Source organism: Rhodococcus sp. H-CA8f (assembly GCF_002501585.1).
Taxonomy (GTDB): Bacteria; Actinomycetota; Actinomycetes; order Mycobacteriales; family Mycobacteriaceae; genus Rhodococcus_F; species Rhodococcus_F erythropolis.
The window spans coordinates 5,738,865-5,762,253 of record NZ_CP023720.1; the positions used below are offsets into that span (position 1 = coordinate 5,738,865).

The window sequence follows — 23,389 nt, forward strand, 5'->3', positions numbered from 1 at the left end:
CGAGAGGCGCCTGTGGGACGTCGACACCTAACTTATTTACACAACACGAGCAAGGCCGCCCAATCACCGACTGGGCGGCCTTGCTCGTTCTTTCGCAGGTCACCCCCCCGCTATCGGCGCTTGGCTGCTCCCGTAGTCATTTTTCCGCCCAGAATCACGGCGCCGTGATGAGTGCCCGATGCCAACCAGTTCGGCAGTGTCGGCCCCTCTGCCTCGACGCTCACGCGCGCATATCGGAACGACCCCGTCAGCCTGGCCGACGCGATCGCCAGACCTCCACCGGATTCCGGCTGCGCAAATCCCAACGCCCCGGCAATCGGCAGACGCGGCCCGAGCATCCGCGTGTCCGAACGCACCCGCCATCCGTCGCCGGTTGCAGTGAATTTTTGCTGCACATCTCCGTCGAACTCGGCCAGAACCTTGGGCAATTGCCAGTGGACTCGCCCGCCGTGCACCGACGGTTCCGAATCCACCGCGATGAAAGGGACCGCCATCCGCGGCATAGGCCCGATCCGTTTCCCTGGCGCATGCAAGACCGGACTGGCGAGGATCTCGCGATACGGGCCGACCGGCGAATCGAGGTAGTCCACCATCATGGCCACCGTCACCGGAATCGTTCGATCGTCTGGCCCGAGTTCCCGCGCCGCCGGCGTACTGCGGTGCCACCACAGTGTTGCGCGAACGGAAGCAGGCCACGGCGGCGGATCGCTCACCGGCCAGTCGACGCGGTCACTTGTCGATTCAGGCACGCTCCACATCGGACACCTTCTCAGCTCGAACGGTCAGGGGAAGCCGCAAAGCACCTGGTGCATGCGTCGGCACCACCGGGTTGGACGGCAACGTCGGATCGATACGTACGTATGGTTCGCCGGTCTTCGGGCGGGCGTCTGCGGCACCTTTGTTCGGCCACATCGCGCACGCTCGTTCCGCCTGCGCAGTGATGGTCAGGGAAGGATTCACGCCGAGATTCGCGCTCACCACCGAACCGTCCATGACGTGCAGGCCAGCATGTCCGTAAGCACGGAGATACGGATCCACGACGCCACTCGCCGCGCTGTCACCGATTGCGCAGCCACCCAGAAAGTGCGCCGTCATCGGGATATTCACGATCTCGGCGATGGAACCGCCCGGGTCACCGTCGATCTTCTCGGCGACCTTGCGAATAGCTGTATGGCCCTGCGGAATCCACTGGGGAGGTGGATCACCCGGTCCCGGCCTACTGGTGAGGGAACGCCCGAATCGTTTGGTGTTCTTGGAAAGTTCGAGTGAGTTGTCGTCGGTCTGCATCACCAGCGCGATAACGGTTCGCTCGGACCAGTTCCGTACCGACAAGGACCGGAAGAACGCACCTGGGTGCCGTGCCGCGACCGCCAGAGTCTTCAGCACCCGGGGAGTTCGCCCACCGCCGTCACTCAGGACGGTCTGCAGAAGTCCTATTGCATTGCTGCCCTTGCCGTATCGCACCGGTTCGATGTGCGTGTGATCATCCGGGTGAAAGGATGATGTGATCGCTACGCCCTGCGTGAAGTTCCGTCGACGCGACTTCGACGTTGCGGCCAGTACGGCTTCGGAATTGGTACGTACGACGGTGCCCAGAGTGTCCGACAGGTCAGGCAGGGCACCGGATTCCTTCATACCGAGCAGCAGTCTCGCCGTTCCGTACGTTCCGGCGGCTACCACCACCTGATCGGCGGTGAACCGAACTTCTCGCCGGCGGACGCCGTCCGTTCGCCTCGCGAGCAGGTGATAACCACCGCTTGCGCTCGGCCGAAGGTCGGTGACGGTCGTGAACGGATGAACCCTGGCGCCCGCTTGCTCGGCGAGATGGAGGTAGTTCTTGACCAGCGTGTTCTTCGCCCCGACTCGGCACCCGGTCATGCATCCCCCGCATTCGGTGCAACCGGTGCGTTCGGGCCCTTTTCCGCCGAAGAACGGGTCCGGCACGGAAACTCCTGCCTCCCCGAAGAAAACACCGACGGGGGTGGACGTGAAGGTCTCCCCCACGCCCATCTCTTCGGCTACGTCTTTCATCACCGCATCGGCCGGAGTGAAGGACGGATTAGTGCGAACACCCAACATCCGTTTGGCCTGGTCGTAGTACGGCGCCAGTTCGTCGTGCCAGTCCGTGATGTGCGCCCACTGACGGTCTTCGAAGAACCGCTTGGGTGGCTGATACAACGTGTTGGCGTAGTTCAACGATCCGCCCCCGACGCCGGCTCCCGCCATCACGAGTACGTCCGGAAGAAGGTGGATACGCTGAACCCCATAACATCCGATCCACGGCGCCCACAGGTACTTTCGCATCTGCCAACTGGTTTCGGGCAACTCGTCGTCGGCAAACCGTCGACCGGCTTCGAGCACCCCGACACGGTAGCCCTTCTCCGTCAGGCGAAGAGCGGCGACACTGCCACCGAATCCCGATCCGATTACCACCACGTCGTAGTGCGTCGTGGTCATGCCTGGACGCTTTCGATCTTGCGAGCGGAGTAGTTCTCACGATCGAAATGCTCCAGCAGCGAACGGAATTTGAATGTGAACGTCGGCCACTGCACCGAGTTGCGCCCCTCCGGATCGATGTACCAACTCGAGCATCCGCCCTTGTTCCACACCGTGTGCTGCAACTCGTGCTGAATTCCCTTGTTGTAGTGCACCTGTACCGACTCGTTGACATCAAGAGCGTCCAGTCGCTCACGTTTCATGGTGTTCAACGCGTCGTTGACGTACTCGGCCTGGGACTCGAGCATGTACACGATCGAACTGTGTCCGAGGTTGGTGTTCGGACCGTACATGAGGAACAGATTCGGAAACCCGCTGACCGCAGTGCCCTTGTACGCATTGGGGCTACCGTTCCAATGCGCGGCCATCGTCTCGCCACGTTTTCCGGTGATCAGATGCGCCACAGGCGGTTCCGTCGGCGTGAACCCCGTGGCGAAGATGATGGTGTCGACCTTGTGCTCAACTCCGTGCCCGTCGACCACCCCGCCCTCGGTGACCGAGACGAGCCCGCTGTCGACCAGGCTCACGTCCGCGCGGTCGAGGGTGCGCAACCAGTCGTTGGACAGAAGCATGCGCTTGCAACCGATCGTGAAATCGGGAGTCAGTTTCCGGCGCAACTCCGGATCTTTCACCTGTCTGCGCAGATGGAGGCGCGCGGCCGCCTCGAAGGCCGGCAGGACCCACGTCGCATGTGACATCGCGGCACCGAGCAACTCGCGAAAACCGTAAACCGCTCCGCGAACAACTTTCTGCGTAGCGGGAATCCGCGAGTAGACGGCCTTCTGCGCCGCAGGCAGGGTGCGATCCATTCGCGGAATCACCCAGGCCGGAGTTCTCTGGAACACGGTGACATGGGCAGCAGGGTCGGCAATTTCGGGAACGAACTGGACTGCCGACGCTCCCGTTCCGATCACTGCTACGCGCTCACCACGCAGGTCGTGTTCGTGGTTCCACGTCGCCGAATGGAAAGTGGTACCGGAGAACTGGTCGAGACCGGGAAAGTCGGGAATCTTTGGAGTCGACAACGCCCCGGTCGCAGCGACCAGCGTCTTGGCCGTCAATGCCCCTCGGGATGTCCGAACACGCCACAGCGCCGCATCCTCGTCCCACACAGCAGCTTCGAGTTCGCAGTTCAGGACTACGCGATCCACGATGCCGGTGCCTGCCGCCACCTTCTTCAGATAGTCGTAGATCTCGGGCTGACGAGCGAAGGTATGACTCCAATCGGCGCTCGGCGCAAAAGAATACGAGTACAGCGCCGTCGGCACGTCACAGGCGCACCCTGGGTAGGTGTTGTCGCGCCAAGTGCCGCCGATGTCAGCTCCGCGCTCGATCAACACGACGTCCGCCGCGCGATTGTCGCGAAGCATTCTGGCTGCCAAGCCCATACCGGCGAATCCGGCACCGACGATCAGCGTTTCGACATGTTCGGGAAGCTTCACTTCTTCTCCACTCGGGATTGCCAGGCCGGCAACAGTCGCGCTCTGAGCGCGTCGTCGGCTTCGGGTGTACGGAAAAGGGCTGAGACTGCAAGACCGCGGACGAGTTCGATGGTGAGTTCGACCGACTCGGAATCGAATCGATCGCCGAACAACTCGGCGCTACCGAACTCGAGTGCCTCACTGACCTTGCGTTCGAGGGGCACCGTCGCCGCATGCAGAACAGGATCGGTTCGCGCCGCGACCCACAATTCGAGGGCGGCGTAGAACAGTGGCCCGGAGAACGCGTCCGCCAGGACCTCGAGACCTCGGCCGCGATCCACTTCAGCGGTGAGGATTTCTTCCAGTCGCTTGTCGACCAGATACTCGACGGCCGCAACGACCAGCGATTCCTTGGTCGGAAAATGATGCAGTTGCGTACCTCGCGAGACGCCTGCGCGGCGGGCGATCTCCTGGGTGCTGGTCCGGGCGTAGCCCAGTTCGACAAGCGATTCGACGGCGGCGTCGAGCAGGCGCCCACGCATCGCGGCAGTTCGTTCGGCCTGCGTACGGCTTACTTTCGCATCGGAAGTGGTCTCGGTCACAAGACAACTGTAGAGCCGAAACGTAAAACAGTCCAGGCTGACTTCAAATCTTGATACGTAACATACCGATCAGTCAGCTCTGCCTGATAACGTCCTCGCATCGAGCGGAGGGAAACAATCGCTATGCCAGAGCAAACTGCATTTCCACACCGCCGTGTCGGACTGGTGGAAGACCACGAGTCGGTGGCTATCGGCTTGTCCGTGATGCTGAAGGACGAGCCGGATATCGAGTTGGTGTGCATCGCGACCACTGTGTCCGAGATGCTCGCTCAGAACGTCAGCTTGGATCTGGCAATTCTCGACCTCCGACTGGCCGACGGTTCATCGCCCAAGAGCAACGTCGAGGAACTGCGGGCCGCGGGGCTCGAGACATTGATCTTCACCGGGGCGGAAAACCCGTTCCTCGTTCGCTCGGCTGCCCGTGCCGGTGTGCTGGGCGTCGTGCGCAAGTCCGAACCGACTGCCGTCGTGATTGATGCAATACGCGCCGCCGCGTCGGGAAGGCAGGTGGTGACGACAGAGTGGGCTGCCGCAATCGACGGGGATCCAGGTCTCGACGAGGTGGGTCTGAGCCCTCGACAACTCGAGGTCCTCGAACTTTACGCATCCGGAGAGAAGGCAGATCGCGTTGCGCGACTCACCGGTTTGGCGCCGCAGACGGTCAACGATTACCTCCAACGCATCAGGCAGAAATATGCGGCTGCCGGACGGCCGGCCCCCACAAAGACAGATCTGTACAAACGCGCGGTCGAGGACGGGGTGTTACCGATTCCGGAACGCAGGAATCTCGGTAGAAATCTGACCTTGACTAACAATGACCTTCAGTAATGAAAAAGTTCGGTAACGATTGATTTCGCTGAGGCTGCCCCTGGGAATATGGGCAGAGGAATTGATGTCTGGGAAAAATGGCCAACTTCGACTTACATTCACCTGGTAAGAAGACGGCGCTGTCGGGGAGTCTGTCATTCCGCTAGACGAAAGAAAGACGAAACTCATGACCGTCACTGTGGAAAACTGCATGACACAAGACCCTGTCGGACCGCACCTTTCGGAGCGCGAAGTCGAGGTTCTCAGGGAATGGCTACTGAGTGATTCGAAGTCACGCGTCGCTCAAAACCTCTACATAAGCGTGGGAACGGTGGGAACCCACCTGTCCCGGATTCGCGAGAAGTATGCCGACGTTGGAAGGAACGCACCGACGAAATGCGAACTACTCGTGCGAGCGATACAAGATCAGATAGTGACGATCGACGAACTCTGATCGACAAAGTTGCTTTCGACAAAACAGCCACTGCTTCTGACGAAATTCTCAGGCTCTTCGGCCGTTTCATCGGCGCAGGCTATGTCTGTTATCTGATATTGCTCGCCCCTGCCATTGCCGAAGCCACTGCGATGTCCGCGTCTTGGTGTTACCCCGCTGGCAGTGGTCGCAACTTTCGGTAGTGGACTGGTATTGGGAGCATCGACGTTTCACGCAGACACCCGGTGGGTGAAACGAGCCGCGAGTGCAAATGCGCTCCTCTACGTCGTGGTCATCCTCCTGTGGTGGCCGGCCTGGAATGGTGAGCACGTCACGGATTTCACCTTGTGGATTTCCAATTTCCCCGGCGTCGCCAGCCTTGCGGCAGCTGCGGCTTGGCGACCGGCCGCTGCCGTCGTGCACCTTTTCGTGGCGGCAACACTCGCACAGTTGACCAATCACATAATCCGGACGAGTCCCACGACGCACCTGCTTGTTCCCGACCTCGCCTTCGCCTGGACATTTTGCGCGGTATTCGTCGCAGCGGCCGTCATGGCCTTGCGCACCGGTCGCGTGCTGGATGCAACTATCGCCACCACTCATGCCGCTGCGGCAGGCGCCGCCGCGGCCGAGGCCAAGTCCGTCGAACGCGAGAGATTCGACGCACTCATCCACGACACCGTGATGTCCACCCTGCTCGCTGCTTCGAGAAACGATGCCGATCCCTCGGTCATCGCTCAGGCACGAAGGACTGTCGAGAGGCTTGACGAACTCCGCTCCGGAACCGATCACGAGACGAGTTTCGACTTCGACGGAATCCTCGCTCAGTTGCGTTCAGCCGCTTCGGAAGTAGACGAAAACATCACGTTCGAGACCGCCCTCTCAGTCGGGTCCGATCCGAGCGGATACGCGCCCGACTCGATTCGTGCGATGGCCGGTGCGATGGCCGAGGCGCTGCGCAACAGCGTCAAGCACGCCGGAAGCAGTGCACGGCGTTCGGTCACGGTCACGGCAACCACCACCCACCTCGAAGTAGTCGTCGCGGACGACGGCGTCGGCTTCGATCCGAGCTCCGTCGAGACGCATCGCCTCGGAATCACTGTCAGCATCCGCGGCAGAATGCGCCAACTCGACGGCGGATCGGCAACCATTCGATCGTCACCCGGCCGCGGCACTTCGGTGACTCTGACCCTGAGCTTGCCCGCAGCGGTGATGACATGACCAGACCGGACGGACGAGATGTCCGCGATCTCCTCGGTATGCACAGCCGTGCTGCTCGATTCATGGCTGCATGCTTCGCGCTCACCTGCGTGATCTCGGTCGCGTACACCTCCTCCGACGTCCGCGCAGTCTGGCCGATGGTCTTGGCAATTATCGTGTGCTCAACTGCGGCTTTTACACTCGTTCTGAGCCGAGGCGACCCGATGCCGCTGGGGCAGAGCGTTCTGGTGTCTCTGACTGGCGCCGTCACGAGTGGCCTTGTGTTGTCAGTGGTTCCAGTGCCCGTCAACGACATGACTCAATTGTGGATGTTCGGGATGTCTACGGCCGTTTTCACCTTCATGTGCGTTCGTGGGCGTACAGCACTCGCGTGGCTCGGGCTTGGGCTCATGGTGTTGGTGACCGCCATCTGGTCCTCCACTACCGGCCAGGGGGCCATGTACGGAGTGTCGTTGACGGTCATCAACGCGGGCCCTGTTCTGATGTCGACCTTCTTCGCGTACACCATCCGTCCTCAAGCCAGGGTTATCTACGAACTTCGGGAGCAGTCCACCCAACGAATTGCCTCCGCATCCGCTAGCGCTGCGATTCTCGAGGAACGCGACGCGCAACTCGACAGGCTCGATCTACTTGCGCGCCCACTCCTCGAACGGGTCGCTTCCGGGATTCCGCTGACAACCGCCGAGCGGCAAGAATGCGAACTCCTCGAGGCGCAACTCCGAGATTCGCTGAGGGCGCCTGGCTTACAACAGACAGATGTCATCGATGCTGTGCATGCCACTCGAAACCGCGGCGTCGAGGTAGTCCTGCTCGACGACCACGGAATGGATGGTGCTGACCCCGCCGTGCGCGACCGAATCCACGCGAGCATCGTCCGGGAACTCACCGCGATCACGCGAGGCAAAGTGACCATTCGGATCCTTCCACCTCGGCGCACCGCAATGGCCACGATGCTGGTCGACACTGAAGACGTTCGACGAATCGAGTTCGATCACAACGGAATGCAGCTGTTACGGCAGGGAGATCAGAGGGAACTCGGCGCCTCGTCCATGTCCGTCGATCCGACTACAGACAGCGCCGTCTATCCCGAATAGCTTTCGAGGAGAGTGAGATTCACCGCGTCGATCACCAGGAGAAATGAAAGATCTTCGAACTGCGTCCAGCACATGTTGCACGCGCCCTTGCCGCACTGTGTGCCCTTCCGATTCTGTGGACCTTCGCAGTCGAGGGAATCACCACGACAACGGAATACGACTACAGCACGGGCGAAGTATCCTCATCGAGCGACCTGGGCTCTCAGATCGGAAGCGTAGCGATCTGGCTCGTCCTCGCGATCGCATGTGCCGCCGGTGCATGGTATCTGGAGAAACAGCGCATCGGTTGGCCGCCGGCGGCACACGAGCAGCTGGTCAAACTGCAGCTGGCATCACCCAACCGAGAAGAGTAAAGGTCCCTATCGCTTCCGATCGCCGGCGCGGAGAAGATTACTGGGAACCGTATGGCCCACTATCTCCTCTGCAACGGCAGCGGCACGAATGCTCGCATCCAGGTCGATACCTGTCGCAATGCCCATGTCTTCGAGCATGTAGACCAGTTCCTCAGTCGCGATATTGCCACTGGCACCAGGAGCAAACGGGCAACCGCCCAGGCCACCGGTGGACGCATCCAGGTTTCGAACTCCGTGCTGCACAGCCGCCAACGCACTGGCAAGACCAGCGCCACGCGTGTTGTGGAAGTGCACACCCAAGCCGAAGTCACCCACTCTTTCGCCGACAGCGTCGATCAACCGTCCGACGCGTCCCGGTGTGGCAGTGCCGATGGTATCCGCGATCGAGAACTGATCAGCGCCGAACTCTTTGGCCTGCTCCGCAATCCGCAGAACACGGTCCGGATCGGTTGGACCGTCGAACGGACAGTCCCAGGCCGTGGCCACGATGACCTCCACCCGTCCACCAGCCTCGTGGACGATCCGGACGACCTCTCCGATACGTTCGGTCGCTTGCTCCGTCGTCGACCGAGTATTGGCCTCGCTGTGGCTATTCGATGCCGACACCACATATTCGACGGTTTGCATTCCTGCAGCAACGGCCCGTTTCGCTCCACCGATTCCGGCGACCAATGCCGAGAACTCGATGCCTGGCCACTGGTGCAACTCTGCGGCCAACAACTCCGCGTCGGCCAGTGCCGGCACCGCACGCGGTGACACGAACGACGTCGCCTCGATGCGCGAAACACCTGTCGCAGCCAGAGCTTCGACAAGACGAAGTTTCTCCGCCAGCGAGACCGGGTCTTCGATCTGCAACCCATCCCGTGGCCCGACTTCACGAATGCTGACCGCGGGAACACCTGCTTCAGGTACCGACACGTCAGATCACGCCCTTCTTCTTCAGTTCTGTCTGCTCGTCGCCCGAGAGTCCGAGGAGCCCACCCCAGACCGAAGCGTTGTCGTACCCCGGCGACGCTGCTCCCGCGTTGCGAACGGATCCGGGTGTCTCACTGAATGTAGGCACGACGCCCAGGCCGAGGACGTTTTCCCCGATCCGCTCGTCGTAGTGGTCGACGAGCATCCCCCGTTCGATCAGCTGCGGATCCTTGACCACATCTTCAACCGTATTGATCGGCCCGGCAACAACTCCCACTTCGGTGAGGCGTTCCACGAGACTGGTGGGATCTTGGAGCGCAACCCAGGCGCTGATCAATTCGTCGAGCTCGTCCTGATGTTTGCCACGCGCAACATGATTGGAGAATCGGTCGTCTTGCGCTAGTTCCGGTCGACCCATGATGGTGCACAGACGCACGAAGAGCGTGTCCTGATTGGCCGCGATCACCACCCAGTTTCCTTCAGAGGTCTGGTAGATGTTGGACGGTGCGATACCCTCCAACCTCGTTCCCGAGGGCTGCCGGATGATCCCGCCCCGATCGTAGTCCGGGATCGTGGATTCCTGCACCGCCAGACAGGATTCCGTGAGGGCAACGTCGACCACCTGACCACGGCCGGTCCGCTCTCGTGAGAGCAACGCCGCCAGCACTCCCTGAACGGCGAACATCCCGCCGAGAGAATCTCCGAGCGAAAGGGCAATACGCGGAGGCGCCTGCCCTGGATAACCGTTCAGATGCCGAAATCCGCTGACCGCTTCGGCAACCGAGGCGTAGCCGGCGCTCTTGGCTTGCGGTCCGGTCTGCCCGTAGCCGGATACCCTGGCCAACACCAACTTCGGATTGCGCGCGCTGAGCACGTCGAATCCCAGACCCCACTTCTCGAGGGTGCCCGGCCGGAAGTTCTCGACCACCACGTCGGCATGTTCGATCAGATTCAGAAACAGGTCTCGGCCCGCGTCGACGCGAAGGTCCAACGTCACACACCGCTTGTTGCGGGCGTGAACCGTCCAGAAGAATCGATGACCGTCCTGCTCTGCCTGACCCCAGGTACGAAGCGGGTCTGGACGGTCCGGTGATTCGATCTTGATCACGTCGGCTCCCATGTCGCCGAGCAATTTCCCGGCGAAGGGCCCGGCGATCAAGGTTCCGAGTTCAATCACCCGATATCCGTCCAGGGGCCCGGTGGGCGCACCTTCCGACACAGCTGCCTCCTCTGGGAACTTTTCTCCCTTTGAAGGCTACGTCACCACCCGGTATCGCAACATCATGTCGTGGTCTTCGTGATCGAGCATGTGGCAGTGCCAGACGTACCCCTGCAAGTCCCCCATGCCAGCTTCTCCGTGCGCCGAGTGATCTGCCATGGAACCTCTCGCGAAAGTTGCATCCGGATCGAAGCCCAACTCGTCGGCCGTCGGAAAGCGCACGATCACGCGGGTGATCGAGTTGGCATCCACGATGACCGTGTCCTTCTCCCCCGTTTCCCACACTTCGGGAGGCCGCAGCGAAGAGGTCACGAATTCCTCCGCCGACGGCGTCCACCGGACCCCCAAGTCAGGCACCGGATACCGCTGCATCAGTGCTGCAGTGTCGAGGCTCTGGCGTCCCACAACGCGGAACGCCACCAGGTGCAGATGAATCGGATGTGGTTCCGTGGTGATGTTGATCAGATTCCATTGCTCGACGGCTCCCTGACGTGGCAGTTCGATATCCGAATCGGTGAACCTCAAATTGTTGAGCGACATAGTGATCGACGGGTAATCCGACGGACGCGACAGCTGCATGATCGTGAGATTTCGCACCACATCCGGGGACGCCGGTTCGGCGGCAACGGAATTCAGCTGCTGCGGGATCGAGCCGGTGAATCCCTTTGCGCTGCCCACGTCGAACCGACAGAACACCGGCATCACCTGCGTGCCGCGTTGAGCCACCGCAAGCGGTACCGGTTCGTCGTTGCGCAATTCCACCGTCGTGCCCGGCTCGAGCATACTGAAGTCGACAAGCAGATCAGCGCGCTCACCCGGACTCAACCGAATGTGATCCGTCGGCGCCGGAGCGGCCAGTAAACCGCCTTCGGACCCGATCACCCAGAACCGCATACGATTTGCGAAATGCAGATTCCACACCGAATAGGTTGCGGCGTTGAGCAGTCGCAATCGATACAGGCCGCGGGCAACCTCCACTTTCGGCCATACGACGCCGTTCACCACGCCAACGTCACCGGGGGTCGCCGGATCCCATGAACCTTGCGGAGTGAGCCACGTGGAACGGACACTCTGCTGACCGTCGGAAGTGAATACCTTGTCCTGCAGAATCATCGGAAGTTCGAACTCACCGGTCGGCAGGCCGAGAGAATTCCCGGCGGCGCCCGTGTCAACGTCGTCACGGAGAAAATACATCCCGACCAATCCGGCGTAGACGTTGAGGCGCGTCATTCCCATGGCGTGATCGTGGTACCAGAGATTGCCGGCGGCACGACCATTCGTGTATTCGTGGACCAAACCTTCGCCCGGACGCTGGATCAACTCCGGATGTCCGTCGAACTGTGGTGCAGTAACTCCTCCGTGCAGGTGAAGCGAGGTGGGGACCTGTGTGCGGTCGAGGTCGCTGACGCCGTGCAGACCCGGATCGACATCCGCGGCAAGCGGATACGCAGAAATGTCATTGGCATATCGGACTGTGACGAGCTGATCGACGTGAGCTTCGATGGTGGGGCCCAGATAATCCATTCCGCCGTAACCCAGCGACGGCGACGGCGGTAGGTCCGGGTGGAAACGGTGCATCGACGAAGCCGCGCGAAGCTCCAGGTTTCCACCCGAAATGCCCGGCAGGACAGGAAGGGTCTCCCGAAACGGTTCCAGCCGGGGTGACGGAAGTTGGAATGGGCGTAGCGGATCGATGTCAGGGGGTCGAGCTGTCGCTGATCCAGCGGACAATGCACTCAGGCCGGCCAGCAAGCCAAGCCCTTGAACAAACGATCGTCGACGGATCTTGTGTGACTCGTCCACTCACGGCCCCCTCACGCTGACGGCATCCGGAGCGGGTTACCCGTGTGCTCGCACGGTCAAACACCGACCATCTTCTCCAACCAAGGTTTGAGGATGGGTAGAACATGAGCCGGTTGCATTGCCTGCGTGTGATCCAGACCGACGAGTACCTCGATATCCCACCCTGCCGACCGAGCGGCGTCGAGGTCGAGATCGGCCGGCGCGACCCGTACCCCACCCCATCGGTCACCGTATTCGATGACGTCCTCTGAACCGACGAAACACATTCGCGGACAAAGGATGCGCCCTTGAATCGTTCGATCGTCGAATTCACCAAGTGCGCGGTACAGCGTCACGAACTGCCGGGTCTGCGCTCCGGTCAACGCGATGTCGATGGAGTTCCAATCGAACTCGCCTGATGATGCCGTGGGCTGTGATGTGCGCTGGGGCGGTTCACTCGTCATGCGGTGTGTAGCTTCGGTAACCTGGAGCATCGCCTTGTACGGCCCATCCACCGGCGGGAAACCACCCATGACGAGTGCGGTCAGACGATCGGTGCGCAGCGCCAACTGCAATCCGCACAGAGCCAGCCAGGAGTATCCGTAGTAGGCGAACTGGTCGATCCCAGCCGAATTCGCCACAGCCAGAATGTCGGACGTGATGTTGTCGGGAGTGAGCGTGTCCGGAGCGGGCGACGCCATCCGGTGCCCTTCGTAGTCGAAGGCAACCACAGTGAAGTTCGACGCCAACCCTTCCATGAACGTTCGACCGAGCGAGGGGTCAACGCCCCAGGCGCGCAGTTCGTCAGCCTTGATGCCGGTAGCCGAAATCGGATTCACGGGCATCAGCACGGCGGGGCCATGTCCGAGAACCTCGACATCGATAGTTGTCCCGTCGTGAAGTCTTGCCTCAACCATGCCCACTCCCAAATCTTTACACTGTAAAGTAATTCACAATAGCGCGACTCCACGAAAGCGACAAGATGAATAAACAGGCAGGCCGACGCGATATCTCACGCACGATTTCACTTCTGTGGCGTCAGCCCGAGGCGCCTTCCGGCCGCCGAGGACCGAGGCCCGCGCTGTCCACGGACTCAGTCGTTGACGCCGCGATCGAAGTCGCCGACGCCAACCCCACGACACCGTTGTCGATGCGCATGATCGGCGACCACCTCGGCCGCAGTGCGATGTCGTTGTACACCTACATACCGGGAAAGGACGAACTACTGGACCTGATGTACGACCGGGTTCATGCCGAGCTACCGCCGATCGCAGACACCGGCGACTGGCGCATGGCACTGTCCGACTGGGCCGCCGCACTCTTCGCCCTACATACACGCCATCCGTGGACATTGGATGTCTCGTTGGCGCGCCCCGTCCTGGGTCCGCACGAGCAGGCAGGACTCGAATCACTCCTGTCCATTCTCTACTCCACGGGTCTCGACGCCCCGATCATCCGCAGATCGGTGAGCATGATTTTCCATTTCATCCGGGGGTCCGCGCGGACCCTAGCTGAGATCCGGAGCGCCTCGACCATCGGAGATTCCGAATTTCATTGGTGGGCAGAGTCTTCTGCTGCACTGGCCGATGCTGCACCGGATTTCGCGGACAACTTCCCCCACACGATGCAGTTGGGTCGGGAGGCCCCACCGGTACCGGGCGGCGACTTCTATCTCGAACGAGAAACCGAAGAGTCATTTACTCAGGGCCTACAGATCCTCCTTGACGGGATCGAATCGAGGATTCGAAAACACTCTTGACTCGAACGCATGTTCGAGTATTCTTGTGTGTAGGGGATCGGGGGATTCAATGAGTGTCTTGTTGTCGGATGTGGTGTCTGGTTCTGCGGTGGGGTTGCGCGGACGCCTGTGGCGGTTGCCTGCTTCTGAGTTGCGTGCTGCTGCGGTGTCGGCGAGCGCGGAGATTCTTCGTCTCGAGGCTGTTCGGGTGGCGGTGGTCGACGAACTCTCAATGCGCCCGGATGATCAGGTGATTGCCAGCCGCGGAGTGGGGTCCTGGTTGGCGGCGAACACGATGCTGCAGATCCGGGACGGGAAGAAGATCGCCGCCCTCGGTGCGGCGCTGCGGCCGTTTCCCGCGGTGGCTGCTCGGTTCGATGTCGGGGACTGCTCGTTCGAGCATGCCGTGTTGATCGTGGCGTTCTGCGAATCACCACCGAAGGGGATGCCGGAGGAAGCGCTACCGAAGTGCATCGATTTGTTGTTGGCTGCTGCGTCGGGCGTGGAGTCGACGACCACGAAAGTCCGGAGTGTTATCGCGACCTTGGAGCGAATCTTCGAATCCGATGAGATTCCACCCGCCGAAGACATCGACCGCAACGAGTTGCGGATCGCATCGACACTGAACGGTCGAGTGGTGGTGCGCGGTGATTTCGATGCTCTCACCGGTGAAATGCTGCTATCGGCCCTGTCGAATCTGACGATGCCCACCCCGGCACCCGATGGAACCCCGGATTCCCGGTCGGCGGCGAAGCGGACCGCGGACGGGTTCACCGAACTGATCCGCCGCTATCTGGACTGCGCCAAAACCGGCACCGACGGTGGTCAGCGGCCGCACGTGAACGTGCACATCAACGCCCGCGATCTCGCGGAGCACCGTGACTGCGCCGCAACACCCGCTGCTCCTGGTGACGGAGTGGCTGTGTCGGATCTCGATGTCGGGCACATGCCCTGGCTCGGACCACTATCCGTATCGCAGACCAGACTCCTCGGTTGTGATTGTTTCCTGTCCACGGTGCTGCTCGACGGTCACGGCGCGCCGTTGGATGCGAAACCCGGGAAACGGTTGGTGTCCGCCGAGCAGCGAGTGGCGCTGATCGCGAGAGACAAAGGCTGCGCCTTCCCCGGCTGCACGTGTGTTCCCGCGTGGACCGATGCGCACCATATTCGGCACTGGGCCAACGGTGGCCCCACGGTGATGAACAACCTTGTCCTGCTGTGCCGTTCACATCACCGGCTGATGCACCGCAAAACCGGATTCGTCGGGAAATGGGAAATCCGCATCGGCGCCGACAACAAACCCTGGTTCATCCCACCACCCTCGATCGACCCCGGGCAGCACCCGCGGCCGGCGAACACCACATTCAAAACCTGAGGTAGTACTCCTCAGGCACAACAGAACACGTGCCAGCAGCGCATCGAGCAGATCTCGATGCGGTGCCGAAAGCCGTGAATTCCGTCAGACCGCCTGCGGAACTTTGGTGGCGCGTGGGAATCGCTCCCGAATCTCCGCTGGGGTGACAACTCTCGGGTCGAGGGGTTGCTCGTCACGCAGGTGGCGCTCCAACACCTTGCCAGTCATCGGCGCGATGACCTTCAGAGCAGTGGTCATGTTCTTCGGTGAACTGCCGACCCGGACCGCAGTTCGCACCGCGGGCGCAATTGCCCTGTCCAACAAAGCGGGTTGATCGAAGCCGCCCATGGTTCGCATCCAGCCCGGCAATGTTGCAATAGTGGCCGGCGCGACCAATCGGCTGAACGCCGCGAACTTCGTCTTCCCCTGCGCCCTTGGCGTTCTCAACAAGTAGTGCATCGCCCGGTTGGCACGCTCGGAGGTACACAATCTGGGCCTGACTTCAGCGAAGTACTCCCGTACCTCGTCTCGCGAGCGCGGAACGTCGGACGCTTTGCATGTCTGCAGTTCGGCAGCGATCACGCATTCTTCCCAGTACCGCTGCTCTTCGACGGCGGAGAGTGGGCCCGGCCCGTACATCTCGTAGCACTTGAGCACCGAATGCCAACCGGTCACGTGGATCCACAGTTGTGACGCCGGATTGTTTGCACTGTAACGAGTTCCGGTGATCGGTTCGATACCCGTGGCCTGAGCGTGAACCGTCATGAGATGGTCGGACAACGCCAGTGCCGTCCGCCCGTCGGCAGTGGCGACGGTCAGGAAGTACGCCAAGGTTCGGTCGAGTCGCCCGGCGGGATCGCTGTAGATCCCGCTCATATCTGCCACCGCGGCAGCAAGGAAGGGGTCGAAGTGCTCGAGCACCACTGACCGCTGGAAACCGATCAATGCTGTCGGAGCCGCCCAGATCTTCCAACTGGGTGATCCTGGGCCGAAGAAGCCGTAATCCTCACGCGGTCGATTCATCGTCAGTTCAGACATTTCATTCCTCCCCGTTCGTTGACCCTGCACAGTTCATTTCGTAGGCACCAGACAAGGCGACTACTTGCTGCCAGACGTACTCGAATCGCTCGGCCGCGAACGCGGGGCGCCGAATAGATGCGAGAGCCAACCGCTGCTGATCTTCACTGGCGCTGGGTTTTCCGTACAACTCCACCGCTGCAGCACTGAAGTCGCGGACCAGGACGTCGAAGATCTGATCCAGCACCCCATCGCTCCGCTGCCCCTCGTCCAATCCCAAGATCTCGGCTTGTTCGAGGATCAACTGGCCGTAGACGACGAGGGTGAAGAGTTCGGTGATCGCCAGGCCGAAGTCCAAGTCGACCTGCTGCGCCGCATCCGGTGCAGCTTCGGCAAGGAGGGTCACGAGAGCTTCGGCCTGCTCCACGAACAGTGCGACGTTGGGAACATCCGCAAACTTCGCGTACACCGCTCGCCAGTCGTCGAATCGAACCTTGGACAACCCCCGTGCCGGGCCCTGACGGAACAGGAACTCGTCGTCGGCTGCGTCGTTACGCGTCGGAATCGCCGGAAATGACTCGGGGGCAAAGAGGTACGCCGGCATGAACTTGGCGATCAGGGCGAGATTGACGGCGACGGTCCCCTCGAGCTTGGGCAGCCCGTCGACATCCATCTTGGCCACCGCGAGGTAGCTGTCCTTCTCGAAGCCCTTTGCCGCAGCGATGTCGGAGAGCAGTCCGATCACCTTCTGTGCCTCGGTTGTCACCTTCATCTTGGTGACAGGATTGAACAAGAGGTAGCGGCGGTCCTCGGGCGATGCGGTGCGGAAGTAGTCCACCGCACGATCCGAGAAGAGCCTCATCGCCAGCAGGCGCGCGTACGCGTCGACGAATTCACGTCGTACGTGTGGGAACGCCGTGACGGGATTGCCGAACAGGATTCGATTGTGCGCGTGGGTAATCGTCTCGTACAAGGCATGAGTCGACATACCGATTCCGCCGAAACACAGGTTGAATTTTCCGATGTTCACGGTGTTGAGTGCGGCACTGAATGCTGCCTCGCCGGTATGCAGGATATCCTCTGCCGCAACGGGATAGTCGGCGAGTGAGAACTCCGCTACGTACATCTGGGCCGGAACGATGTTCTTCACCACGGTAAATGCCGGATGGTCCGAGTCGGCGCAGAAGAAGACGTACTGATCGGCGCCCTCCACTCCGTCGACGCGACCGAAGACAGAGACCGTGTTGGCGCAGTTGCCATTTCCGATGTAGTACTTCGAACCGCTGGCCAGGTACCCGCCGCTGCCGTTCGGCGTCAAGACCATGTCGGTGGAGTAGACGTCGGCGCCGTGCTCTTTCTCGGACAATCCGAATGCCGCAACGCCTCCGGAAGCCAAAGCGGAAGCTGCTCGCGCCCTTGCAGTCTCGTTGTCGCTCTGCCACACCGGCCCCAGGCCGAGAATGGTCACCTGCCACGGGTACCAGTAGTTGAGTCCATAGAAGCCGAGGATCTCGGACAGCGCGGCGATACGGCTGGTATCCCAGCGCTTGTCGGAGTCACCGCCGCTGTCGCGGGCGGGGGTCAGGAAAGTCGCGAACAGGCCTTCCTTTGCCGCGAAGTCGAGGAAGTCGGAGTAAAACGTCTTGTCGTGATAGTCGGCCAGAAGTCGATTCTTTCCACGCGCCTCGAACCAGTCGACGGTCGCGCCCAGCAGTCTCCGCGTGGTCGCGTCGAATTCCGGCCGATCGTAAGTGGAGGGATGGAGCAACAGATCATTCGGCACCAAAGAGGTCGACGCTGTCATCGCGGTTGTTCTCCTAGAGATCTCGGCAGAGGCGCCTCGCTGACCGCCCCTTCGAATACAACGCCACCGTAACAATTGATGACGACGAATACAACGGTTGCGTATGATTCACGAAGAATTGGCAGGCAGATTAGGGTGGGAGCGGAGGTGAGGCACACGATGACCAGGTCACAAGCTGACGCAACGGATACACCGCGACGCAAATACGCCCCTCGCATGGCGCCCGAGCAACGACGCGAACAGTTGCTCGACGCAGCATTCGAGGTCACCGGCCGCGTAGGCCTGCACAACCTCAGCATGGAATCCGTCGCTGCCGAAGCCGGCGTCGGCAAGCCCGTCCTCTACACGATTTTCGATACCAGGACCGATCTCGTCGCTGCACTCCTGCGCCGCGAGCACGAGCGAGCCATCGCTCAGGTGCTCGAAACCATGCCGACGGATCTGAGCGAACTCGGCCCAGCGGCGTCATACACCGGAACCGTTGGCGCCTTCGTCGACGCCGTACTGGAGAACCCGACGCGCTGGCGCCTGATTCTGACGTCTGTCGAGAACGCCCCCAGCGAGTATCACGGCTTGCTGAAGCTCTCTCGCGGAGCTGTCTTCGCCCGCGCCGAAGAACTGGCGCGTGCCGGGATTGCCCTCGAACCGAAGCTCGAAGGCCTTGATCCGGTTCTCCTCGCACACACCATGATGTCGTTTGCCGAAATGCTCGGACGACTGGCCGTCAGCGACCCCGAAACCTATACCCGAGAACGCCTTTCCAGCTTTGCTGTTGCGCTCGCTCAGTCGGTCGGGCGTTAGCAGACCACTGAAACCTGTCGGTCGGATCTGCTTCAATACACGCATGACATCACCATCGATCGAACCGCTACAGCTTTTCGAAACGTCTCCGGGCAACTGGTCACTGATGCTCACCGACCAGCACTTCGGCAAGGTAGCAGCGGTATTCGAGCAGGTAGAGGGTTTCGAAGGCTCCGGTTACGACTGGGCGTCGGTGGCCCATGCGGTGGTAGGCCGCGATGCACCGCATCTGGAGGGCCGCTTCGGCACCGATCCCGAAGCCGGCATGTTTGTTGCGTACGGCAGCGACAACGAAGCTCTTGGTGAACTCGGAGTGCTTCTCGCCAAAGCGTATTCGGATGCCGAGTACCTCGGCGGCCTGGTCGCCATTTCCGAACTCGACTAGAGCTCCTGCTGAACGACACCGGCCCCACACCTAGGTGCGGGGCCGGTACCGAACGAAAGATCTAGCCGACCAACAGCTCGGCAATCTGAATCGTGTTGAGAGCGGCGCCCTTACGGAGGTTGTCACCCGAAACGAAGAGCGCGAGTCCGCGTCCCTCCGGGACACCCGGATCCTGACGGATACGACCGACCAGCGACGCGTTGCCGCCGGCAGCGGCCAGCGGCGTCGGAACCTCGACCAACTCCACTCCGGGAGCGTCGGCGAGGATTTCCTTCGCACGAGCGACCGAGAGCGGGTTCGCGAACTCTGCGTTGATCGCGAGCGAGTGTCCGGTCACGACGGGAACGCGCACGCAGGTGCCCGAAACCAGCAGATCAGGAAGTCCGAGGATCTTGCGGCTCTCGTTACGGAGCTTCTGATCCTCGTCGGTCTCGCCGCTTCCGTCGTCGACCAGCGAACCTGCCAGCGGCAGGACGTTGAACGCGATGGGGGCGACGTAGTTGTTCGGGGCCGGGAAGTCGACGGCGCTGCCGTCGTGAACCAGCTTCTCGGCGTCACCGACAACGGCGCGCACCTGGCCGAGGAGTTCCTCGACGCCGGCGATGCCGCTACCGGACACAGCCTGGTAGCTGGAGACGATCAGACGCTGCAGACCGGCTTCGTCGTGCAGAACCTTGAGCACCGGCATCGCTGCCATGGTGGTGCAGTTGGGGTTCGCGATGATGCCCTTGACCAGGTTCTTCGTGTCCTGCGGGTTGACCTCGCTGACCACGAGGGGAACCTCGGGATCCTTGCGCCATGCGGAAGAGTTGTCGACAACCGTCGCACCGGCCGCGGCAAAGCGCGGGGCCTGCGCACGAGACAGCGTCGCACCGGCGGAGAAGAGGGCGATGTCGATGCCCTTCAGATCCTCGTCGGACGTTGCTTCGGCATCCTCGACAACGATCTCTTCGCCGCGGAACGTCAGCTTCTTACCGGCGGAGCGTGCCGATGCAAAGAACCGCACCTTGTCCGCGGGGAAGTTACGTTCTTCGAGCAGAGTGCGCATGACGATGCCGACCTGACCGGTCGCACCGACAACAGCGATTGTTGTCATCAGAAATTACCGTCCTGTTCCTGCGTGTACTACGGCTTCTTCGTCGCCGCCGAGACCGAAAGCGGCGTGGATAACGCGCACGGCGTCGTCGAGTTCGGTGTCCTTGACCAGCACGGAGATGCGGATCTCGGAGGTCGAGATGAGATCGATGTTGATGTCGGCCTTGGCCAGTGCCTCACAGAACGTGGCCGTGACGCCCGGGTGGCTCCGCATTCCGGCGCCGACCAGGGAAACCTTGCCGATGTGGTCGTCGAACAAGATCTGTGTGAAGCCGATGTCTTCCTGACGCTTGGTCAGGATCTCGACGGCGCGGGGGCCGTCGGCGGTCGGCAGCGTGAAGGTGATGTCCGTCTTGTTGGTCTCCACCTTGGAGATGTTCTGCAGCACCATGTCGATGTTGATCTCGGCATCGGAGACAGCGCGGAACACCTTGGCAGCATGTCCCGGTGTGTCCGGCAATCCGACAACGGTGATCTTGGCTTCGCCGCGATCGTGCGCGACTCCGGTGATCAGGGCCTCTTCCACAGGAATGTCCTCCATCGATCCGGACACGATTGTTCCGGGCTTGGTGGTGTATGACGAACGGACGTGCACGGGCACGTTGTAACGACGGGCGTACTCGACGCACCGGAGCATGAGCACCTTGGCACCACACGCTGCGAGTTCGAGCATTTCCTCGAAGGAAACCGTCTCGAGGCGGTGAGCGTCGGGGACGATGCGCGGGTCGGCGGAGAAAACGCCGTCGACGTCGGTGTAGATCTCGCAGACGTCAGCGTTGAGTGCAGCTGCCAACGCCACGGCGGTGGTGTCGGAGCCACCGCGTCCGAGCGTCGTGATGTCCTTGCTGTCCTGGCTGACGCCTTGGAATCCGGCGACCAGAACGATCGAGCCTTCGTCGAGGGCGGTGCGAACACGGCCCGGCGTGACGTCGATGATCTTGGCGTTTCCGTGGCTGCCGGTCGTGATGACTCCGGCTTGTGAGCCCGAAAACGAACGAGCTTCGGCGCCGAGGGAGTGAATTGCCATCGCTACCAAGGAGTTGGAGATGCGCTCACCCGAGGTCAGCAGCATGTCCATTTCACGGGCCGGCGGGGAAGGGCACACCTGCTGAGCCAGGTCGAGCAGCTCATCGGTGGTATCGCCCATCGCTGACACCACGACGACGACATCATTGCCGGCCTTCTTGGTCTCGACGATCCGTTCAGCGACTCGTCGGATGCGCTCGGCGGTTGCCACCGAGGATCCGCCGTACTTCTGGACGACGAGAGCCACGCGTTTCTACCTCCAGGTCGAAATTGTTTACAGATACCAGAGGTCGAGCTTACCGAGGTGGTCCTGGGACTTCCCGATGCGTACTGCTGTTCGCCTCAGATCCGCGCGGGATCAGTTGCGAGATCCGCGCTCGCATCAACGTCGCAGAACGCGAACCACCGGCAACGTAACCGACCACCGCGACGGCAACTCCGCAGGCGAGAAGCACGCGGATACTGCTGACCAGGGAAACTGCCAGCGCGTCGTACACCGCCACAGCCGCCTCGGACGACGGTATGTCTGAATTCTGTAAATAGACCCGACGCACGACGGCCAGCGCCACCAGCAGGGCGATCATCGCCACCGCCGTCGCCAGCCCGACCAGGGACAGCGCGCGCATTCGCCCCGGTGCAACTGCGACGGCCGTAATCGCGCAGGCCACCGACGCCCACGGCAACCAGGCTGCTGCTCGGTCGAGAGTGTTCGAGAAATCCTGGGCCCGCACCAACTCGTCGGATTGCAGGATCTCGAACTGCGGATCGAGCGCCGGGAGGCGATCGATCACGGTGAATCCGCGATCGCGCAGGTTCGTCCTCAGTTCCGTCATGACCGGTTCGAGGGAGACGGTGACCGTTCCGCTTTCGTCGGCCCGAACTATGCCGTCGGCGGCTCGGCCGGTCACCATCGCGGCAAGTTGCGCGTGCGCTCGACGGTTGGCCGCGGTCCAGAGCGTCGCAAACTGGTCGCTCGAGACCAACGACTGAGCGGCCTCACGAACAAGTCTCTCGGCCTGTCTCGTCACCACCTGCGGAAACCCGTCCAACCGCTGCGTCAATTCCTCGGTCAGCCGATCAACGACCGCCGATTGGACAGCGGGGTCGGCAGCCAGCGGGGCAACGGACTCGACATAGCTGTCGGTGTCGTTCACCTGGGTGTGGACGAACAGCGCGAGCACCGAGCCGGCAAAACCGAGACCAGCGAGAACGATCAGTAGTGAACAGACGATCCAGCGGATCGAGCGCATCACGTGTGCTTGGCGCGCGCCGGTCGAATCTTCGCGGTGATGTGGTGAATGCGGTGATCGTCAGCGGGTATCCGGAAGGTCTCGGTAACCCGAACGGTCATCAGGTTGCGCCCGAACAACCCGGCGTCAAGGAGGTAGTCAGCCGTCAGGTCGTCCCCGTCGACCGTCCACTCCACCTCACGAATGTCGCGGATCACGCGATACTGAGGACCTCCGGAAAGGCTGCGCCGCAAATGATTCCCCGAAAATCCGGTCTTCAACCCGACCTCGTGACGTACCGCGTCCGGAGCCAGCGGTACGGAACTGCCATCGTGACTACGGAGCGCGTCGAGGTACGTGCTCGCCACGGCGATTCGGGGATCCATGGACGACAGTCCACCATTTTCGAGGCCGAAACGGCAGCACAATTCGGCGACAAATTGGACATGAGGGCGAACCCCACCGATTTCTCGCGAAATCCAGGAGTAGAGTGCTGTGCATGCAGCGCGCACTCCTTCTTGGTTGCCGCGACGGGGTCTGATCCAGACTGGCCTCCCGCCGCGGGGTTTTTGTGCGCCGGTCGACCAAGCCTTCCGG

21 protein-coding genes and 1 pseudogene are annotated in these 23,389 nt (G+C 61.6%); 8 read left to right on the top strand and 14 right to left on the bottom strand.

Annotated features, from left to right (window positions below):
• Positions 1-110: 110 nt before the first annotated feature.
• The 4 genes from CPI83_RS26685 to CPI83_RS26700 are packed head-to-tail and all read right to left on the bottom strand — an operon-like array spanning position 111 to position 4,459.
• A complete protein-coding gene (locus CPI83_RS26685; protein ID WP_097387967.1) occupies positions 111-758 on the bottom strand; it encodes a hypothetical protein in 648 nt (215 codons plus the stop codon).
• The gene (locus tag CPI83_RS26690; protein ID WP_097387968.1) at positions 742-2,457 is read right to left on the bottom strand and encodes a GMC family oxidoreductase; all 1,716 of its coding nucleotides are present in this window, start codon (positions 2,455-2,457) and stop codon (positions 742-744) included. Before CPI83_RS26690 ends, CPI83_RS26685 begins: the two co-directional genes overlap by 17 nt.
• A complete protein-coding gene (locus CPI83_RS26695) occupies positions 2,454-3,938 on the bottom strand; it encodes an NAD(P)/FAD-dependent oxidoreductase (protein WP_097387969.1) in 1,485 nt (494 codons plus the stop codon). Before CPI83_RS26695 ends, CPI83_RS26690 begins: the two co-directional genes overlap by 4 nt.
• On the bottom strand, positions 3,935-4,459 hold the full coding sequence (locus CPI83_RS26700; RefSeq protein WP_020968240.1) for a TetR/AcrR family transcriptional regulator: 525 nt from the start codon (positions 4,457-4,459) through the stop codon (positions 3,935-3,937). Before CPI83_RS26700 ends, CPI83_RS26695 begins: the two co-directional genes overlap by 4 nt.
• A gap of 183 nt (positions 4,460-4,642) precedes the next feature.
• Between CPI83_RS26700 and CPI83_RS26705 the strand changes: the two genes are divergently transcribed.
• From CPI83_RS26705 to CPI83_RS26720, 4 genes and pseudogenes are all read left to right on the top strand, one after another.
• Complete coding sequence (locus CPI83_RS26705; protein ID WP_019746583.1) at positions 4,643-5,347, top strand: response regulator transcription factor; 705 nt, start codon at positions 4,643-4,645, stop codon at positions 5,345-5,347.
• 211 nt (positions 5,348-5,558) lie between these two features.
• Positions 5,559-5,780, top strand: a pseudogene (locus CPI83_RS26710) (helix-turn-helix transcriptional regulator); the annotation flags it as partial.
• A gap of 162 nt (positions 5,781-5,942) precedes the next feature.
• Positions 5,943-6,980, top strand: coding sequence for an ATP-binding protein (locus CPI83_RS26715; RefSeq protein ID WP_232816813.1), 1,038 nt, complete (start codon positions 5,943-5,945; stop codon positions 6,978-6,980).
• Positions 6,977-8,074 carry a hypothetical protein gene (locus CPI83_RS26720; protein ID WP_021334222.1) on the top strand — a complete coding sequence of 366 codons (1,098 nt, stop codon included), beginning with the start codon at positions 6,977-6,979 and terminating at the stop codon, positions 8,072-8,074. Before CPI83_RS26715 ends, CPI83_RS26720 begins: the two co-directional genes overlap by 4 nt.
• A gap of 359 nt (positions 8,075-8,433) precedes the next feature.
• Here CPI83_RS26720 and CPI83_RS26730 read toward each other — a convergent pair whose 3' ends face one another.
• Genes CPI83_RS26730 through CPI83_RS26745 form a run of 4 tightly spaced genes read right to left on the bottom strand, consistent with a single transcriptional unit; the run spans position 8,434 to position 13,260 of the window.
• Positions 8,434-9,345: a hydroxymethylglutaryl-CoA lyase gene (locus CPI83_RS26730; protein ID WP_069147138.1), complete on the bottom strand. Its 912-nt coding sequence runs from the start codon at positions 9,343-9,345 to the stop codon at positions 8,434-8,436.
• 1 nt (position 9,346) lies between these two features.
• The gene (locus CPI83_RS26735) at positions 9,347-10,561 is read right to left on the bottom strand and encodes a CoA transferase (RefSeq protein WP_097387970.1); all 1,215 of its coding nucleotides are present in this window, start codon (positions 10,559-10,561) and stop codon (positions 9,347-9,349) included.
• A gap of 36 nt (positions 10,562-10,597) precedes the next feature.
• Complete coding sequence (locus CPI83_RS26740; protein WP_069147137.1) at positions 10,598-12,364, bottom strand: multicopper oxidase domain-containing protein; 1,767 nt, start codon at positions 12,362-12,364, stop codon at positions 10,598-10,600.
• A gap of 56 nt (positions 12,365-12,420) precedes the next feature.
• On the bottom strand, positions 12,421-13,260 hold the full coding sequence (locus tag CPI83_RS26745) for an alpha/beta hydrolase (protein ID WP_097387971.1): 840 nt from the start codon (positions 13,258-13,260) through the stop codon (positions 12,421-12,423).
• A 65-nt stretch (positions 13,261-13,325) separates the two neighbouring features.
• On the opposite strand from CPI83_RS26745, the gene CPI83_RS26750 reads away from it, so the two are divergent.
• Together CPI83_RS26750 and CPI83_RS26755 are read left to right on the top strand one after the other, a co-directional pair.
• Positions 13,326-14,102 (top strand): TetR/AcrR family transcriptional regulator C-terminal domain-containing protein, encoded by a 777-nt coding sequence (locus CPI83_RS26750; RefSeq protein WP_097387972.1) that lies wholly within the window; start codon positions 13,326-13,328, stop codon positions 14,100-14,102.
• Positions 14,103-14,151: 49 nt separating this feature from the next.
• Positions 14,152-15,456: an HNH endonuclease signature motif containing protein gene (locus CPI83_RS26755; RefSeq protein ID WP_097387973.1), complete on the top strand. Its 1,305-nt coding sequence runs from the start codon at positions 14,152-14,154 to the stop codon at positions 15,454-15,456.
• Positions 15,457-15,540: 84 nt separating this feature from the next.
• Here the strand turns inward: CPI83_RS26755 and CPI83_RS26760 are convergent, their stop codons facing one another.
• A complete protein-coding gene (locus CPI83_RS26760) occupies positions 15,541-16,473 on the bottom strand; it encodes an oxygenase MpaB family protein (protein ID WP_019746572.1) in 933 nt (310 codons plus the stop codon).
• Between the two features lies 1 nt (position 16,474).
• Entirely contained in the window at positions 16,475-18,256 is a 1,782-nt protein-coding gene (locus tag CPI83_RS26765; RefSeq protein WP_198586324.1) for an acyl-CoA dehydrogenase, read from the bottom strand.
• Positions 18,257-18,415: 159 nt separating this feature from the next.
• Between CPI83_RS26765 and CPI83_RS26770 the strand changes: the two genes are divergently transcribed.
• Together CPI83_RS26770 and CPI83_RS26775 are read left to right on the top strand one after the other, a co-directional pair.
• Complete coding sequence (locus tag CPI83_RS26770; RefSeq protein WP_020905924.1) at positions 18,416-19,057, top strand: TetR/AcrR family transcriptional regulator; 642 nt, start codon at positions 18,416-18,418, stop codon at positions 19,055-19,057.
• A 43-nt stretch (positions 19,058-19,100) separates the two neighbouring features.
• Entirely contained in the window at positions 19,101-19,442 is a 342-nt protein-coding gene (locus CPI83_RS26775) for an Imm51 family immunity protein (RefSeq protein WP_021332919.1), read from the top strand.
• A gap of 61 nt (positions 19,443-19,503) precedes the next feature.
• On the opposite strand, the gene CPI83_RS26780 is transcribed toward CPI83_RS26775, so the two are convergent.
• From CPI83_RS26780 to CPI83_RS26795, 4 genes are read right to left on the bottom strand one after another with little or no spacing between them, the layout of a single operon-like run.
• Positions 19,504-20,538 carry an aspartate-semialdehyde dehydrogenase gene (locus tag CPI83_RS26780; RefSeq protein ID WP_019746568.1) on the bottom strand — a complete coding sequence of 345 codons (1,035 nt, stop codon included), beginning with the start codon at positions 20,536-20,538 and terminating at the stop codon, positions 19,504-19,506.
• A gap of 6 nt (positions 20,539-20,544) precedes the next feature.
• Positions 20,545-21,810, bottom strand: coding sequence for an aspartate kinase (locus tag CPI83_RS26785; RefSeq protein WP_019746567.1), 1,266 nt, complete (start codon positions 21,808-21,810; stop codon positions 20,545-20,547).
• A 49-nt stretch (positions 21,811-21,859) separates the two neighbouring features.
• A complete protein-coding gene (locus CPI83_RS26790; protein ID WP_097387974.1) occupies positions 21,860-22,813 on the bottom strand; it encodes a hypothetical protein in 954 nt (317 codons plus the stop codon).
• A complete protein-coding gene (locus tag CPI83_RS26795) occupies positions 22,813-23,178 on the bottom strand; it encodes a hypothetical protein (RefSeq protein ID WP_003943492.1) in 366 nt (121 codons plus the stop codon). The genes CPI83_RS26790 and CPI83_RS26795 overlap by 1 nt, the downstream gene beginning before the upstream one ends.
• Positions 23,179-23,389 lie beyond the last annotated feature (211 nt).